The organism is Flavobacterium rhamnosiphilum (assembly GCF_004349195.1).
Lineage (GTDB): Bacteria > Bacteroidota > Bacteroidia > Flavobacteriales > Flavobacteriaceae > Flavobacterium > Flavobacterium rhamnosiphilum.
Window position 1 is genome coordinate 128,271 of the sequence record NZ_SMLG01000006.1, and the last position, 15,415, is coordinate 143,685.

Consider the following 15,415-nt stretch of genomic DNA (forward strand, 5'->3'; position numbering starts at 1 on the left):
ATGTTTATCTTTCCTTTTTTAAATTTAAAAAATGAAATATAACAGATGTGGGAAAAGCGGTTTATTACTGCCACAAATATCTTTAGGATTATGGCATAACTTCGGTTCGGTGGATAATTTTGAAAATGGGGAGAACATTGTCATAGCCGCTTTTGATAAAGGAATTACCCATTTTGATTTGGCTAATAATTATGGTCCGGTTCCGGGTTCGGCAGAGACTAATTTTGGTAAAATACTGAAAAATAATTTTCAGGGAAATCTGCGTGATGAAATCGTAATTACAACCAAAGCCGGTTACACCATGTGGAAAGGCCCTTATGGCGACTGGGGTTCTCGTAAATATTTGTTATCAAGTTTAGACCAGAGTTTGAAGCGTATGAATCTGGAGTATGTTGATGTTTTTTATTCACATCGTTTTGATCCGGAAACGCCTTTGGAGGAAACCATGATGGCCTTGGACTATGCTGTGCGAAGCGGAAAAGCGTTATATGCGGGAATTTCCAACTACAATGCAGAGCAAACCAGAGAAGCTACCGAGATTTTGAAACGATTAGGAACACCTTGCTTGATTCATCAAGTGAAATATTCGATGTTTGTTCGGCAACCAGAAACTGGATTATTAGATGTTCTGGAAGAAAAAGGAGTGGGTTGTGTTGCTTTTTCACCTTTGGCACAAGGACTTTTAACGGATAAATACCTGAAGGGGATACCTGAAAATTCCAGAGCTTCTAATCCAAACGGGCATTTGCAATCAGAAGAAGTTTCTGAGACAAAAGTTGAAAAGATTGTAGCGTTGAATGAAATAGCGAAAGGACGAAGCCAGTCTTTGGCTCAAATGGCATTGGCTTGGTTGTTAAAAGACAACCGAATTACTTCTGTTTTGATTGGTGCCAGTTCAGTTGGTCAATTAAATAATAATATTGACAGTTTGCAAAATCTGGATTTTTCCGCAGCCGAATTGTTGGAGATTGAGAAGATTCTGGGATAATTACAGTGTAGAAATGATCTATTGATTGGATGCATGCAAAAAAGATAAATTAGATTACTTAGTCCGTTTCTGATAAAGAATAAAGATGTTCCATTTTGAAAAAATAGGTAAAGTCTGAAAAAAAATGGAAAAGCAGGGATTTAAATGGTTCAAAGGGCAAGGTTAGGGAGCTTTTACGAAAGTATACCGTTGATAAATAAACCTTTATTATAATAATCTCCGTCAGTTTTAATTGATTGGAGATTCTTTTTATAATAAAAAAAGGTTAACTTGCGCTAAATAAAAAAAGTGATATATCTTACAAAAATGTGTAATGTATTTTAGTTTTACTTTTTAGATTTGACTTTATTCCATGAAGAGATTGATTCATTTAAATACATATTCTAAACTACTGTTGTTGATAATTTCGACAAGTATTTTCTTTTTTCTAATTTACATCTCACTCTACCTTTATACCGTTCAAGAAGAACATCATTTTTACAAAACTACATACAATCAATACGACAAAGAAGTAAAGTCTCTTTTTAGGCTCAATTCCAAAACGGCTACAGCCACTATTATTGATGTTACCTATTGGGACGAGTTGGTCCATTTTACAAAAACAAAAGATAAAAAGTGGTATGATAAATATATTTTAAGTGTATTTGAATCGTATGAATCGGATTATATTGGTGTTTATGGTTTAGATCAAAAAATAATAAATAAAACAGCTTCACCTAAGATTAAAAGTCTTGATTTTATTCCAAAAGAGATGATGTCAGTGCTTTATACATCTAAACTGAAAAGATTTTACATTAAAATTCCAGAGGGTGTTGTCGAGGTTTTTGGGGCAACAATTCATCCTTCAAATGATCCTAAAAAGAATAAAACGAAACCTTCCGGTTATTTTTTTATGGCCAGACTTTTAGACGAACCCTTTTTTAATGCATTGGGAAATATAAGCAGTTCAGAAATTAATTTAGTTTCAAGTGATTATGCGATTGCAAATGAAAATGATTTTGTTATTGTAGGCTTAGATTTAAAAGATTGGAAAAATGAAGCTGTAGCCAAATTACTTTTTAAAAGACCATTCAATTTAAATTACACGAACACAAAAGAGATTCTTTTTATTGTTGTTCTGGTTTCTTTAATTAACATTTTTGTTTACGTTTATTACACGAAAAGATGGATTTATAATCCGTTAAAGTTAATTAAAAGTATTCTTGAAACGGGTAATATGAGTTCCATTAATAGTTTAAAAAGATCCCAAGGAGAGTTTGGATACATTGGAAACCTTTTTGAAGAAAATAGCAATCAACGGAAACAATTAGAAATTTCCAAGCAAAAAGCAGAAGAAAGTGATACGTTAAAATCTTCTTTTTTGGCTAATTTATCGCATGAAATCAGAACTCCCATGAATGCCATAATGGGATTTAGTGATTTACTTTCTGATACAAATTTGAAGGAAGACAAGAGATTAGAGTATTTGAAAATTATAAAAAATAGCGGTAGCAGTTTAGTGTCAATCATCGAAGACCTTATCGAAATGTCTAAAATTGATGCAAAGCAAATTGTGCCTAATTATAAAGGATTTGATTTAGAAAAATGCATCACAGAATTGTATGATTCCATCAAAATTACCATTCCTAAAGACAAAGAAATTCAATTTTATATACTTGAAAATCCGGATAAAATCCAGGGAAATATTCTTACTGATGAAACGAAACTGAAACAGATTATTGTTAATTTAATTACAAATGCAGTAAAATTTACTGACAGAGGTTTTGTCGCTTTTGGATATTCAATAAACAAAGAAAAAGAAATTTTAGAATTTAAGATTGAAGACTCAGGTATGGGAATCAGCGAAAATTATTTAAAAGTAATTTTTGATAGATTTAGAAGAATTGAAGGCGAAGGATCTATCGAATTATCAGGATTAGGGCTTGGTTTGTCTATTACAAAAGCGTATGTTGAATTGTTAGGTGGTGAAATAAAGGTAAAGTCAACAATTGGATTGGGTTCCATTTTTTCATTTACAATACCATTAAAATGGGATCAAACGGTAAAAGCTATAAAACCGAAAAAAGTAAAATCTTTTTCCCAAAATCATGAAAATAAAATGATTTTAGTAGCAGAAGATGATGCAATTAATTTCTTGCTGCTGAAAAAAATTATAGAATCAAAAAATCATATTGTCCTAAGAGCTAAAAACGGACAAGAAGCAGTAACCATTTGTACTGAAAACCCAAACATTAGTTTGGTATTCATGGATATAAAAATGCCTATTTTAGATGGTTATCAAGCCTTCGAAAAAATAAAAGTAATTAGACCTGAGCTTCCTGTAATAGCCCAAACTGCCTATTCCTCATTTGAAGATAAAGAGAAAATGATGCAATCCGGTTTTATGGACTGTATTACAAAACCACTGGATAAGGAAAAAGTATTCGAACTGCTGGATGCTGTTTTTATGGAACTAAATAAAACTCAGGACGCTTAAGCTTGAAGGAATACTTTTGATTGTGTGTCTTTACTTATTTCTAAAGTTTCTCAAAATTTTTAGAAACAGACTTGTCTTCGTTTTTTAGTATTCTTCAAAATAATTTTTAAACTTTTCATCAGATTAATAGATGTAATGCCATTTTTGGTTAGAAATTACTGTAACCCGTTTGCTAAAAATTAGAATCAAACGACTCAGATGAATTGCCGTTGGTTTTAACCAACGGAATTTAAAATTTTAGGCTAGCATTGGCTTTAGCCAAAATATAGTGCTCATTTTGGCTAAAGCCAATCAACTTATTCATTTCAATCCGCTGGTTAAAACCAGCGGCAATTGATAAAAAAATAATACAGTAATTTCAAAGACTAAATGGTATAATTTTACTAGATTTAAAACATTAGTGAGGACAAGTGAATCGTTAATCGATATTGAAAATAATTTCAAACTGTTGATTAATTTTCCAAAACTTATATTTCAAAGAATTTAAATTACAAACACATGGTTTTTAAATCGATAAATCCGTTTACCCAAGTAATTATAGCTGAACACGAAGTATTGACAAATGCGCAATTGAATCAAAAACTGCAATTGTCAGAGCGTGCATTCAAAAATTGGAAACAAACCACATTTGGGCAAAGAGCGGATCTGATGAAAAAGTTAGCCAATATTCTTAGAGAAAAGAAAGAGGAGCTGGGTTTGTTGATAACCAATGAGATGGGTAAGGTACTATCCGAAAGTATTTCTGAAGTGGAAAAATCAGCTGGAAACTGTGATTTTTATGCCGAGAATGCCGAAAAAATGCTGAAAGAGGAGTATTATGATACTCCTTTCAAAAGCATGTCAGTTTATGATCCAATGGGAGCGGTTTTTGCAATAATGCCTTGGAATTATCCTTTTTGGCAAGTGTTGCGTTATGCAGCTCCGGCAATTATGGCGGGCAATGTAACCCTTTTAAAACATGCGCCAAACGTTATCGGTTGTGCAAAAGCAATTGAAAATGCGTTTTTGGAAGCCGGTTTCCCTGAAGGTGTTTTTCAACAAATTACTATTGATATTCCTCAAGTCGAAAGTGTGATTGCTTCGGATGTTGTGCATGGAATTACTTTGACCGGAAGCGAAATGGCGGGTTCATCTGTAGCTGCATTGGCAGGAAAGCACATCAAAAAATCAGTGATGGAATTGGGTGGTTCAGATGCTTTTATAGTTTTGAATGACGCAAATCTTGAAAAAGCAGCAACGGTTGCAACACAAACCAGAATGTTAAATGCCGGTCAGGCTTGCATTTGTGCCAAACGATTTATTGTCACTGAGAAAGTAGCGGATGAATTTGCTGCGCTTTTTACCCAAAAAGTAAAATCTTTGCAACAAGGAAATCCATTACAGGAAGGAATTAATATGGGACCTCTGGCTCGGTTGGATTTAGCTGATAAATTAGCGAATCAATTGGAAAAATCATTGCAGCAAGGTGCTAAATTAATACTAGGCGGGGAGCGGGAAGATTGTAATTTTCAACCAACACTAATTGATTTTGTAGATTCAAATAATATCGCGTTTCAGGAAGAAATTTTTGGTCCATTGGCTACAATTATAAGAGCAAAAGATGAAAATGATGCTATAACTATTGCCAACAATCATAGATATGGATTGGCTGCTGCAATTTGGACTGAAGATCGCGAAAATGCGTATAGATTGGCAAGGAGAATTGAAGCCGGGAATGTGTTTGTGAATTCATTAGTACGGTCTGATTCCAGAGTTCCTTTTGGAGGAATAAAAAAATCAGGTTACGGAAGAGAATTGGGAACAATAGGAATCAAGGAATTTATGAATATGAAATCATTGATTATCGAATAATATCATTTAGTTAATACTATATAAGTAAAGAATCGAGAACAGGAATTGTGTTTAAAACAAACCTGTTCTCGATTTTTTATTCAATCTACTCCTATTTATAAAAGAGTCAAGCTATGAATTGAGAGCTAGATTTTCGTTACACTAATAGGTATAGATAACCGCTTTTAAATCTTTTGGCTTATTGGAAAGAATCACAATAAATGGAGATCCTTTAAGCGCGGCATTTTGTTTTAATCGTTTTTCGCCATTATCTGAAAACGATAAGGGGGATTCTCCTTTTGTACCTCCATAAAAACTAGTTATTATACCGGATTCTTTCAATCCGATAGTTTGATGTTTTTTTAACACAACCACTTTTCTATAATCGGATTTTCCATCTAGTTGAATTTTTTCAGATATGATTTGAGAATCACTGTTTGATTTTTCATTCAATTGAGCCACTGCATATTGACTGATTGTTTTTTCTTTAGCGCTTTTGGGTAAAGTGTAGTACACTAAATTATTTTCTGTTTTAATAAAGTTTATATCCATTGTGCCACCATCATGTTTAATCATTTGATGGGTTTGCGCAATTAATGACGCTGTAAATAAAATAGTGAATGCTGTAAATAAATTTTTCATGTGTTAAGATAATAAGGATGCCCCATTCTTGATTTGGGAAATATGTTGGTGCTTTTTTAGTAAAGAAATAAGAATTAAAAGACTTCTGGTGGAGGAGTCAGATTTTTTAAAACAAACTCTTTGACTACAAATAAATCAAAAGAATTAATGCTGTTTTTATTAAAAGAATAATATTCGAAACAATTAAAAATTTCAATTGCATCTATAAAAAGTAGTTTCAGCTTACTCTCTGTATTGTTTTCTTCGGTATTATTTCCGGTTAGTTCATAAAAATCATATTGCTTCTCATGAATAAGTATTGAAAGTGTATCACTTACCCAGATAAAGGAAAAAGTGAGGAATAGAAGCAAAACGGAGATTTTAAGTGCTAAACGAAACATATTTTAAATTTACTAAAAAAGGAATGTATATGCAATTAAAATTTTCATAAAATAAGCATTACTGATAGTGCGATTGGGTTTCTGTAATTGTTAATCCAGTAGCTTCTGTAATGTCATGTAAATTGTGTTTCAAAAGTTAAAAACGCTCGATATGAAAGTTTTTTTTGAAATATTTTTATGTTTTTGAAAAATATTTTAATTTAAAAATACATATAAATTTAAAGGGGGTATGTTTTAATTGTATTGTAAAATTGTTTAAAAAGTTACTTTTTATTATTTATTTTTTGAATTTGTGTTGAATATTTATGGGGTTTGGTTTAAAAGTGTATTATTGAATTTTTAAAATTGGTGCTTTAAAATACGGAATGTCTATTATTTTTTAACGATTTTTCGTTATTGATAATTCTTCTTAAAACGAGGTAAAAAAGTTATAAATAGTAATTCAAGTGAAATAAAAGTTAATAAATTCGCTTCAGAAACAAGAAAATTTGGCATTAAAAAAAACGCATATAAATGTGGTTTTCTGGATTAGAAGTAATAGAATTTTTTAAAATGTATAAACTAAGACCAAAATAATAACCAAACTAGATTACTAATTAAAACCAATTAAAGATGAAAAAAAACCTAGCTATTATAGCATTAATGCTAACAACAAGTTTGACTTTCGCGCAAGACGCTCCAGTTGCCCCTTCAACTACTTTTGCAGGATCTGCAGATGCCTATTATAAATATGATTTTTCTGGTGTTGACAACAGTTTGACCAGTTTTACAAATTCCCATAACTCATTCGAATTAGGGATGGCTTCTATTGAAGCATCTCACAAAATGGGGAAAGCATCTGTTTTTGTTGATTTAGGATTTGGAAACAGAGCAGCTCAATTTACTTATAATGATGAGAAATCGACTTTTATGATTAAACAATTGAATTTTACTTACGAGTTTTCAGATAAGTTCAAAGTTACTGCGGGCAGTTTTGGAACTCATATAGGGTATGAATTATTGGATGCAGTAGATAATAAAAACTACAGTATGTCTTATGCATTTACATACGGTCCGTTTTTTAATACTGGAGTAAAAGCACAATATACTTCTGGAAAATTCAGTTTCATGGCAGGAGTTTCAAATCCAACAGATTTCAAGACGACAATTGAAGCGGGTTCAAGCCAAAAAACGTTCATAGGTCAATTAGGTTATGTTGGGGATACTGGAAATGCCTATTTTAATGTTACTTCTGGAAGTAGTAACCCTGCTTCTGATGAGAATAAAACACAGTTTGATTTTGTAGGTTCGAAAAAAGTGAGTGATACATTCTCTTTAGGATTCAACGGTACGTATGCAATGACTAACAATGACTTTGACAGTTCATTGGATGGTGAGTGGTTTGCTTTAGTTGGATACGCAAATTTCGCATTGAAAGAGACATTAAGTTTAGCGTATAGACTTGAGTATTTAGATGCTAAAGAGGCTACTGTTGGGCTTGGTTCACTTGCGGGAACCAGTGTTGTTGGTAATACTTTGTCACTAAATTATAAGGTAGGGAACTTGACTATTATTCCTGAATTTCGTGTTGACACGGCATCAGAAGATATCTTCACGAATAGTGATGCAGCTCCAAAAGGTTTAACAGCATATGCATTACTTGCCACAACTTATTCGTTCTAATTCCTATATTTTTTTTTGCTGCCAAGATGCTTTCGAGTATTTTGGCAGCTTTTTTTTGCTTAGATTTTAGTATTACTACAAAAGTGTATTTGTGATAAACTAAAATAGTTATTTAAACAAAAAACGGTTCTTTGAAAGATTCAAAAAACCGTTTTTATATGTATTTGTGAAAACTACTTATTGCTTTTTATAAATAGAATAAATGGTATTTATTGTTTTATCATCTAAAAGGGCATTGACTTCTGTTTGAATATAATGCAATTTAAAAGCAGTTATTGCAGCGGGTAGATTTTTAGTGTCATATCCTATAATTCGCAATCCTTGTTCTGCATTAAAATCAGTTGGAGCAGTCTCTAAAAATTCATCAGACCAAATACCAAAACCTTTGTCAGCTAATATTTTCCAAGGAAATAATTGGCTGGGATCTTTTTTTCTGGTTGGTGCAATATCTGCATGGCCAATAATGTTTTGAGCAGGAATATTGTAATCTTTTTTTAGCTTCGTTAAAAGCGCCAGTAAGCTATTGATTTGTAATTCAGAAAAAACTTCTGATCCATTGTTGTCCAATTCAATACCTATTGATGTGGAATTAATATCCGTATTTTTCCCCCAAGTGCCAGTGCCTGCGTGCCAGGCTCTTAAGTAATCATTCAACATTTGGACCACTTTACCATCATCCGAAATTAAATAATGGGAACTCACTTGGGATTCTGTTTTTGTGAACGTTTTTAGTGTTTGTTGTAAGGAATCCTGTGCAGTATGATGGATGATAATAAAATTCGGCTTTCTTAAATTAAAATTTACGGTTCCTATCCATTCTGTATTAACACCGTTTTGCAAAGGTGTGGATCCCATTTTGAAAATAGTATCTTTATAGGTGTGCAACTGTTTCGTGTATAATGTATCAATGTTTAGTTCTACATGAGGAATGACAGGTAATGGTTGTGACTCTTTATTAGAAATGGTTTCTTTTAATGTTTTGAGCTTGCTGTCATAAATTTTTTCACTCTTTTTATAAGGATTTGTTGAGCAAGAAGCAGCGATAATGACTAAAATAAGGCAATAAAAAGTTTTTTTCATGTAGGTTTACATTTAGCAACAGACTAAAAATCGATTAATTAGATTTTTTTTTGGATTTCGATTTTTTTGGATTTTTAGCTTCTTCATTTAGAGCGATATATTTTTCCTTCTGGTCTTTGTTTAATAATTCCATTACTTTTCTATCAGTAGTTTCTGAAAGTGCTTGGATATTTTTTATTTTGTCTTCCTGGCTAACTTCAGCTTTTATAAGCATACCTTGTGTTCTTATGCTTTCGTTCAAGATATTAGAGATTGCAATTACCTGAAGTTCATCAAGAATGAGTTCTGGTTTTAGTCGCTCCATTATTTTTCCAACCGTTACTTCAACAGGAATTTCTTTTGGTTTTTCCTGAGTTCTGGATTGATCCATTCCACTATTCATTCTGCGATTACTTCCGTAACCGTTCCCATAACCATTATTATATCCGCCATTTCCATATTGTGCAGAAATTATATTTGTAGATAATAATACAAATGCGATGATTAATAGTGATTGAAATGGTTTCATATCTAGTTTTTAAAATGGATTAAAATCGTCTTAAGAAAATTATGCCGGTTCTCCGTACAAATCAAATTCAGTTGCTTCAATAATTTTTATCATTACAAACTCACCCGTTTTTACATAATGTTTTGATGCGTCAATCAAGACTTCATTATCTACATCTGGGCTGTCAAATTCAGTTCTTCCCACAAAATGACCACCTTCTTTTCTGTCGATGATGCATTTGAATGTTTGTCCCACTTTCTCTTGGTTTAAATCCCAAGAAATTTGCGACTGTAATTCCATGATTTCGTTTGCGCGCTCTTGTTTTACGGTATCTGGAACATCATCTTCCAATAAGTAAGCATGCGTATTTTCTTCGTGAGAATAAGCAAAACAACCCATTCTGTCAAATTTCATTTCTTGAACAAAATCTTTCAATATGTTGAAATCCTCTTGCGTTTCTCCAGGATATCCTACAATCAAAGTCGTACGAATAGCCATTCCGGGAACTGCTTCACGGAACTCTTTCAATAATTTTGTTGTTTTTGCTTGAGTTGTTCCGCGACGCATTGATTTCAAAATAGAATCTGAAATGTGTTGCAGCGGAATATCAATATAATTACAAATCTTAGGCTCGCGTTTCATGATTTCCAATACTTCCATTGGGAAACCGGTAGGGAATGCGTAATGTAAACGAATCCATTCGATTCCTTCAACTTTTACTAACGCTTCCAATAATTCACCAAGAGCTCTTTTTTTATAAAGATCTAAACCGTAATAGGTCAAATCCTGAGCGATCAAGATCAATTCTTTTACACCGTTTTTGGCTAATCCTTCTGCTTCTTTAACTAGTTTTTCAATAGTTTGTGAAACGTTTTTTCCTCGCATTAATGGAATCGCGCAAAAGCTGCACGGTCTGTCACACCCTTCTGAAATTTTTAAATAGGCATAATTTTTTGGGGTCGTAGTCAATCTTTCTCCCAATAATTCATGCTTATAATCAGCGCCCAAAGCTTTCAATAATTGTGGTAACTCTGTAGTTCCAAAAAACTGATCTACATTTGGAATTTCTTTTTCTAAATCAGGTCTGTAACGCTCCGATAAACATCCGGTAACGAATACTTTATCGACCAATCCTCTTTCTTTCTTGTCAGCATATTCCAGAATCATATTTACTGACTCTGCTTTAGCATTATCAATAAATCCACAAGTATTTATCACAATAATGTTCCCCTCTTCAGCTTCCGGAGCTTCATGTGTAACGTCTTTTCCGCTTGCGCGAAGCTGTCCCATTAGCACTTCACTGTCATACACATTTTTCGAACACCCAAGAGTGATTACGTTGATTTTATTCTTTTTTAAAGACTTAGTTCTCATAACATTAGAATCCCGATAATTTGGGAATTTTGCAAAATTACAATTTTTTATCCAAACTGAACTTATTTCAGTTTCATTTCAATATTTTTTATGGAGCTATTCCTGCTATCCGCTCTATCTTTTCCTGGCTAAAGGAGCCAGAAAAAGGATGCCGCTGCTATCAGGGCTAAAAAAAATCCGTTCCATGATAGCGAAACGGATTTTAAATTTTATTTTTCGGATTGATTACAATTCAAATAATAATGTTACTGAAACATTGTTGTTTATAGCATCAATACTGGCGCCATCAGTAAATCCTTGATTAAAAAAACCTTGTTGTGAGTTTCTTTTGGCGTAAGAATAGGCTAAATCTAATTTTGTAGAACCAAAACTATATCCTAAACCTGCTGAATAACCCGTTAAATCTCCTATTGTTACCGAGTTTTTATAAGGACTTTGTTCGTAACGATATCCTGCTCTTAAGCTCAAAGCTTCAATTTTATACTCAGCACCAATTCTTAGTTCGCCTGTAGTGTCTAATGTTGAACTCATGTCACTATTTAGACTGTTAAAATAAGAATCGTTTTCAGGTTTGAATTTAGTATTGCTATAATCCTTAATAGCATAGTCAACACTTAACAAGCCGGATTTTCCAAAAACATAAGCAAAACTTCCAGTTAGTTTACTTGGAGTTTGTAGTTTATAGGGTTCGTAAATATTAACGACCTGAGGATCTACTACGTCATTGGTGTTATCCAGATTTGTTGCGCTGCTTACTGCAACCAGTTTTTGAGATAGTTCATCATTTAATTTATACCATGTAGATGATTCGTAAGCAAGGCCTAAACGAATTTCATCAGAAACCTTTGCAATCGCTCCCAGTTGAAAGGAGAATCCTGTTCCGTAAGTGTATAAGTCATTTTCAAAACGTAAATTGGTTACAGTGTAATCAGCTGTTAATGGAGCGTTGTTCTCTTCGTAAAAAGTAGATGATTTGTGAAAGTCAGTGAAATGGGAGTTCAAATTCAGTCCAATATATAATTTGTCTTTATATGATGTTGCGGCATTAAAAGATAATTTTCCGTTGTATCCGGTGCTGTAAATAGAATTTTTCTGATAATAATTACCTCCCGCAGGAACATTCGAGAAATATGAACTGTTTGGGTCATTTATATCAGTAGCATCGATTATAAAACCTTGATTATAAAATGCTATCATTGCTTGTTGCGCTGCAAATCCATTTAAATTTGGATACTGGTTATTAGGAAGATTGCTTCCTAAAAATGAATATAAGTCAGAAATAGATTCTCCTGGCTCTCTATTTACAAACTGTTGCGGAATGGGTGCTCCATTATTAGCGTTATTGGCATGACTCAAAAAATATTGATCTATAGAATTATTTGGGTTGGTTCCGGCAGAAAAAATTCCGTTGTCAAAATTAGTAGTGTTTTCGTAATTAACACCCAATGAAATCTTTTTCCAATTGCTGTTTGAGTTTCTGTTATTAAAAACAAAAACGGCACCCGCCTGATTCAAATCAAAGGAATTGTTTTTCTCGCTTGTTGTGCTGCCAAAATAATTGGACTTATTTTTTGTATCAAAATTACTTAAGGTAAGGGCCATTTGGTTGTTTGTAAATACTGCAGAACCCGCAGGATTTACATTCAGAGAGGATAAATCACCGCCAAGAGCTCCAAAAGCACCGCCCATTGCTCTAAAACGAGCTGTTCCGTTCAGGTTATCCTGCGCGTAACGCATGGCATCTGAGATTTCTTGTGATTGAGCAACGCTTGAAGAGAAGCCTAAAGCTAATAAAAGTATATATTTTTTCATTTTTAATTCGTAGGTTTTAATTTAATATCAAAATAGGAATGTATAGAAAGAATTATTATCCTCTTCCACCTCTTCCGCCGCCACTGGATGATCTTCCGCCACCAGAATTCCCGGAGCTGTTTGATCCGGAACTATTTGAACTAGGACTGTATGATCTGGAATTGTTATCGTTTCTTGAACTTGGAGTATATGATCTGGCAGGAGAGTTGTTTTCGCTGCGGGTACTATTCGTGTTTGATCTTCTGCTTGGATTGTTGTAAGAATTGTTTCGTGATTGTCCTTGATTTCTTGAAAATGTTGGACTTGTTCTATTGAATCCGTTTGTAGTATTTCTTCTGAGATCAGTATTGGTATTTCCTCTGTAATTTGAATTATTAGATCTTCGGCTAACCGTATTGCTTTGGTTTCTTGAATAATTTGCTGAATTTCGGGTGCTGTAATTTCTATTACTGCTGGTGTTGTTGGTGTAGGAGGAACCTCTTCTGCTTGCGTTATAGGAATAAGTTCTATTGTTGTAGTAATTTGGGTATCCCCAATTATTTCCATACCAGTTATTCCAGCCCCAATTGTTTCCGTACCAGTTGTTTCCATGCCAATTATTCCAACCCCAATTGTTACCGTACCAACTGTTCCATCCGAAACCAATGTTCCATCCCCATCCATAACCAGTATTCCAACCCCAGTTATTTCCATACCAATTATTCATTCCCCAACTGTTGTCGTAGACGTTTATACTTACGGTTTGAGGATTGCTGCCCCAGCCGGGGTAGTTTGTGCTATTGTCTTGTAAGCTGTCGTTTTCTAAACTATAATCGTTGTAATTATCTACATCCGTAAAAATTTCAACAGGTTGATTGTTGTTTTGCAAAGACCCAAAGTAGTCTTTATATTGATTATTAGGAGCATTTTGCGTCTCTACTTCAACAGCTTTTCTTGGAGTGTTACCATATATTCCGTCAGAATCATAGTAAGAACTGTTTTGGTAGGAGCCACAAGATGTCAATAAGACGCTCAAAAATCCAACAATGTAATATATTGTTGGGTTTTGGGAGGAAAGAGTACTAGTTTTCATATATATGGAGTTTTTTATTGTTGCACATTACAAAAATAGTTAGTTTTGCTGAACTATTTATTTAAAATTATTAATGCAAAATTTGTGCCAAACTATTCAATATGAGTAAGAACTTAACTACAAGATCAGAAGATTATTCAAAATGGTATAACGAGTTGGTTGTTAAAGCCGATTTAGCCGAAAATTCAGGAGTTAGAGGTTGTATGGTTATCAAGCCTTACGGTTATGCGATTTGGGAGAAAATGCAAGCGGAGTTGGATCGAATGTTTAAAGAAACAGGGCATCAAAATGCCTATTTTCCTTTATTTGTTCCTAAGAGTATGTTTGAGGCTGAGGAGAAAAATGCGGAAGGATTTGCAAAAGAATGCGCTATTGTCACTCATTATAGATTAAAAAATGATCCGGATAAGCCAGGGAAACTTATGGTTGATCCTAATGCAAAATTAGAGGAAGAATTAATTGTTCGTCCTACAAGTGAGGCTATTATTTGGTCTACCTATAAAGGATGGGTTCAATCGTATAGAGATTTGCCTTTATTGATTAATCAATGGGCCAATGTAGTGCGTTGGGAAATGAGAACCCGATTGTTTTTGCGAACAGCAGAATTTTTATGGCAAGAAGGGCATACGGCTCATGCTACAAAAGCAGAGGCTATTGAAGAATCAGAAAAAATGATGAATGTATATGCTGATTTTGCCGAAAACTTCATGGCAATTCCAGTTGTAAAAGGATTGAAAACCGAAACGGAACGTTTTGCCGGAGCTGAAGAAACGTATTGTATCGAAGCTTTAATGCAGGATGGGAAAGCGTTGCAAGCCGGGACTTCGCATTTCTTAGGTCAGAATTTTGCTAAAGCGTTTGATGTTAAATTTGCTAATGCCGAAGGAAAGCAGGAATATGTTTGGGGAACTTCATGGGGTGTTTCAACTCGTTTGATGGGAGCATTAGTGATGACGCATTCAGATGATCAAGGATTGGTATTGCCTCCTAATTTAGCGCCTATTCAAGTGGTGATTGTTCCTATTCATAAAACAGACGAGCAATTAGCTGCTATAACTGCAGAAGTAACTGTTTTGGTTGCAGCTTTGCGAAAATTACATATCTCCGTGAAATTTGACGATAGAACCACTCAGAAGCCTGGTTTTAAATTTGCGGAATGGGAATTAAAAGGTGTTCCTGTTAGAATTGCTGTAGGTCCAAAAGATTTAGAAAATGGAACTTTCGAGGTAGCAAGAAGAGATACATTGACTAAAGAAGTAGTTTCTAAAGATGGAATTGCGACTTACATCAGCGATTTATTGGAACAAATTCAAAAAGAATTGTTCGAAAAAGCATTAAATTATAGAAATACGCATAGTACTGAAGTGAACAGTTTTGAAGAGTTTAAAGAGGTTTTAGATACTAAAGGAGGTTTTGTATCAGCACATTGGGATGGAACCGCAGCAACTGAAGAGAAGATCAAAGACTTGACTAAAGCGACCATCAGATGTATTCCTTTAGACCGAGTAGAAGAGGCGGGAAGCTGTGTCTTTACTGGGAATCCTTCTGTAGGAAGGGTGTTGTTTGCTAAGGCATATTAAAAAAAATAATTTTTTTTTGCCTCTGCTATTGT

Annotated in this window: 12 protein-coding genes; 5 read left to right on the plus strand and 7 right to left on the minus strand. The window is 33.8% G+C overall.

What is annotated here, in order from left to right:
- The first annotated feature begins 31 nt into the window (after nucleotides 1-31).
- From E0I26_RS09675 to E0I26_RS09685, 3 genes are all read left to right on the plus strand, one after another.
- Nucleotides 32-988 (plus strand): aldo/keto reductase, encoded by a 957-nt coding sequence (locus tag E0I26_RS09675; protein WP_131916277.1) that lies wholly within the window; start codon nucleotides 32-34, stop codon nucleotides 986-988.
- 397 nt (nucleotides 989-1,385) lie between these two features.
- Nucleotides 1,386-3,464 (plus strand): response regulator, encoded by a 2,079-nt coding sequence (locus E0I26_RS09680; protein WP_165929433.1) that lies wholly within the window; start codon nucleotides 1,386-1,388, stop codon nucleotides 3,462-3,464.
- 498 nt (nucleotides 3,465-3,962) lie between these two features.
- Nucleotides 3,963-5,315: an NAD-dependent succinate-semialdehyde dehydrogenase gene (locus E0I26_RS09685; RefSeq protein ID WP_131916279.1), complete on the plus strand. Its 1,353-nt coding sequence runs from the start codon at nucleotides 3,963-3,965 to the stop codon at nucleotides 5,313-5,315.
- Nucleotides 5,316-5,456: 141 nt separating this feature from the next.
- On the opposite strand, the gene E0I26_RS09690 is transcribed toward E0I26_RS09685, so the two are convergent.
- Together E0I26_RS09690 and E0I26_RS09695 are read right to left on the minus strand one after the other, a co-directional pair.
- Nucleotides 5,457-5,936 (minus strand): hypothetical protein, encoded by a 480-nt coding sequence (locus tag E0I26_RS09690; RefSeq protein ID WP_131916280.1) that lies wholly within the window; start codon nucleotides 5,934-5,936, stop codon nucleotides 5,457-5,459.
- Between the two features lie 74 nt (nucleotides 5,937-6,010).
- Complete coding sequence (locus E0I26_RS09695; protein ID WP_131916281.1) at nucleotides 6,011-6,286, minus strand: hypothetical protein; 276 nt, start codon at nucleotides 6,284-6,286, stop codon at nucleotides 6,011-6,013.
- A 642-nt stretch (nucleotides 6,287-6,928) separates the two neighbouring features.
- Here E0I26_RS09695 and E0I26_RS09700 point away from each other — a divergent pair.
- Nucleotides 6,929-7,978 (plus strand): outer membrane beta-barrel protein, encoded by a 1,050-nt coding sequence (locus tag E0I26_RS09700; protein WP_131916282.1) that lies wholly within the window; start codon nucleotides 6,929-6,931, stop codon nucleotides 7,976-7,978.
- 177 nt (nucleotides 7,979-8,155) lie between these two features.
- Here E0I26_RS09700 and E0I26_RS09705 read toward each other — a convergent pair whose 3' ends face one another.
- The 5 genes from E0I26_RS09705 to E0I26_RS09725 form a co-directional block, all read right to left on the minus strand.
- Entirely contained in the window at nucleotides 8,156-9,058 is a 903-nt protein-coding gene (locus E0I26_RS09705; protein WP_131916283.1) for an N-acetylmuramoyl-L-alanine amidase, read from the minus strand.
- A gap of 34 nt (nucleotides 9,059-9,092) precedes the next feature.
- On the minus strand, nucleotides 9,093-9,566 hold the full coding sequence (locus E0I26_RS09710; protein ID WP_131916284.1) for a hypothetical protein: 474 nt from the start codon (nucleotides 9,564-9,566) through the stop codon (nucleotides 9,093-9,095).
- A 39-nt stretch (nucleotides 9,567-9,605) separates the two neighbouring features.
- Nucleotides 9,606-10,919 carry a 30S ribosomal protein S12 methylthiotransferase RimO gene (rimO, locus tag E0I26_RS09715; protein ID WP_131916285.1) on the minus strand — a complete coding sequence of 438 codons (1,314 nt, stop codon included), beginning with the start codon at nucleotides 10,917-10,919 and terminating at the stop codon, nucleotides 9,606-9,608.
- A 225-nt stretch (nucleotides 10,920-11,144) separates the two neighbouring features.
- Entirely contained in the window at nucleotides 11,145-12,731 is a 1,587-nt protein-coding gene (locus E0I26_RS09720) for an OmpP1/FadL family transporter (protein WP_131916286.1), read from the minus strand.
- A 55-nt stretch (nucleotides 12,732-12,786) separates the two neighbouring features.
- On the minus strand, nucleotides 12,787-13,803 hold the full coding sequence (locus tag E0I26_RS09725; RefSeq protein ID WP_131916287.1) for a hypothetical protein: 1,017 nt from the start codon (nucleotides 13,801-13,803) through the stop codon (nucleotides 12,787-12,789).
- Between the two features lie 101 nt (nucleotides 13,804-13,904).
- Here E0I26_RS09725 and proS point away from each other — a divergent pair, with 101 nt between their 5' ends.
- Nucleotides 13,905-15,383, plus strand: a complete 1,479-nt coding sequence (gene proS, locus E0I26_RS09730) for a proline--tRNA ligase (RefSeq protein WP_131916288.1) — start codon at nucleotides 13,905-13,907, stop codon at nucleotides 15,381-15,383.
- Nucleotides 15,384-15,415 lie beyond the last annotated feature (32 nt).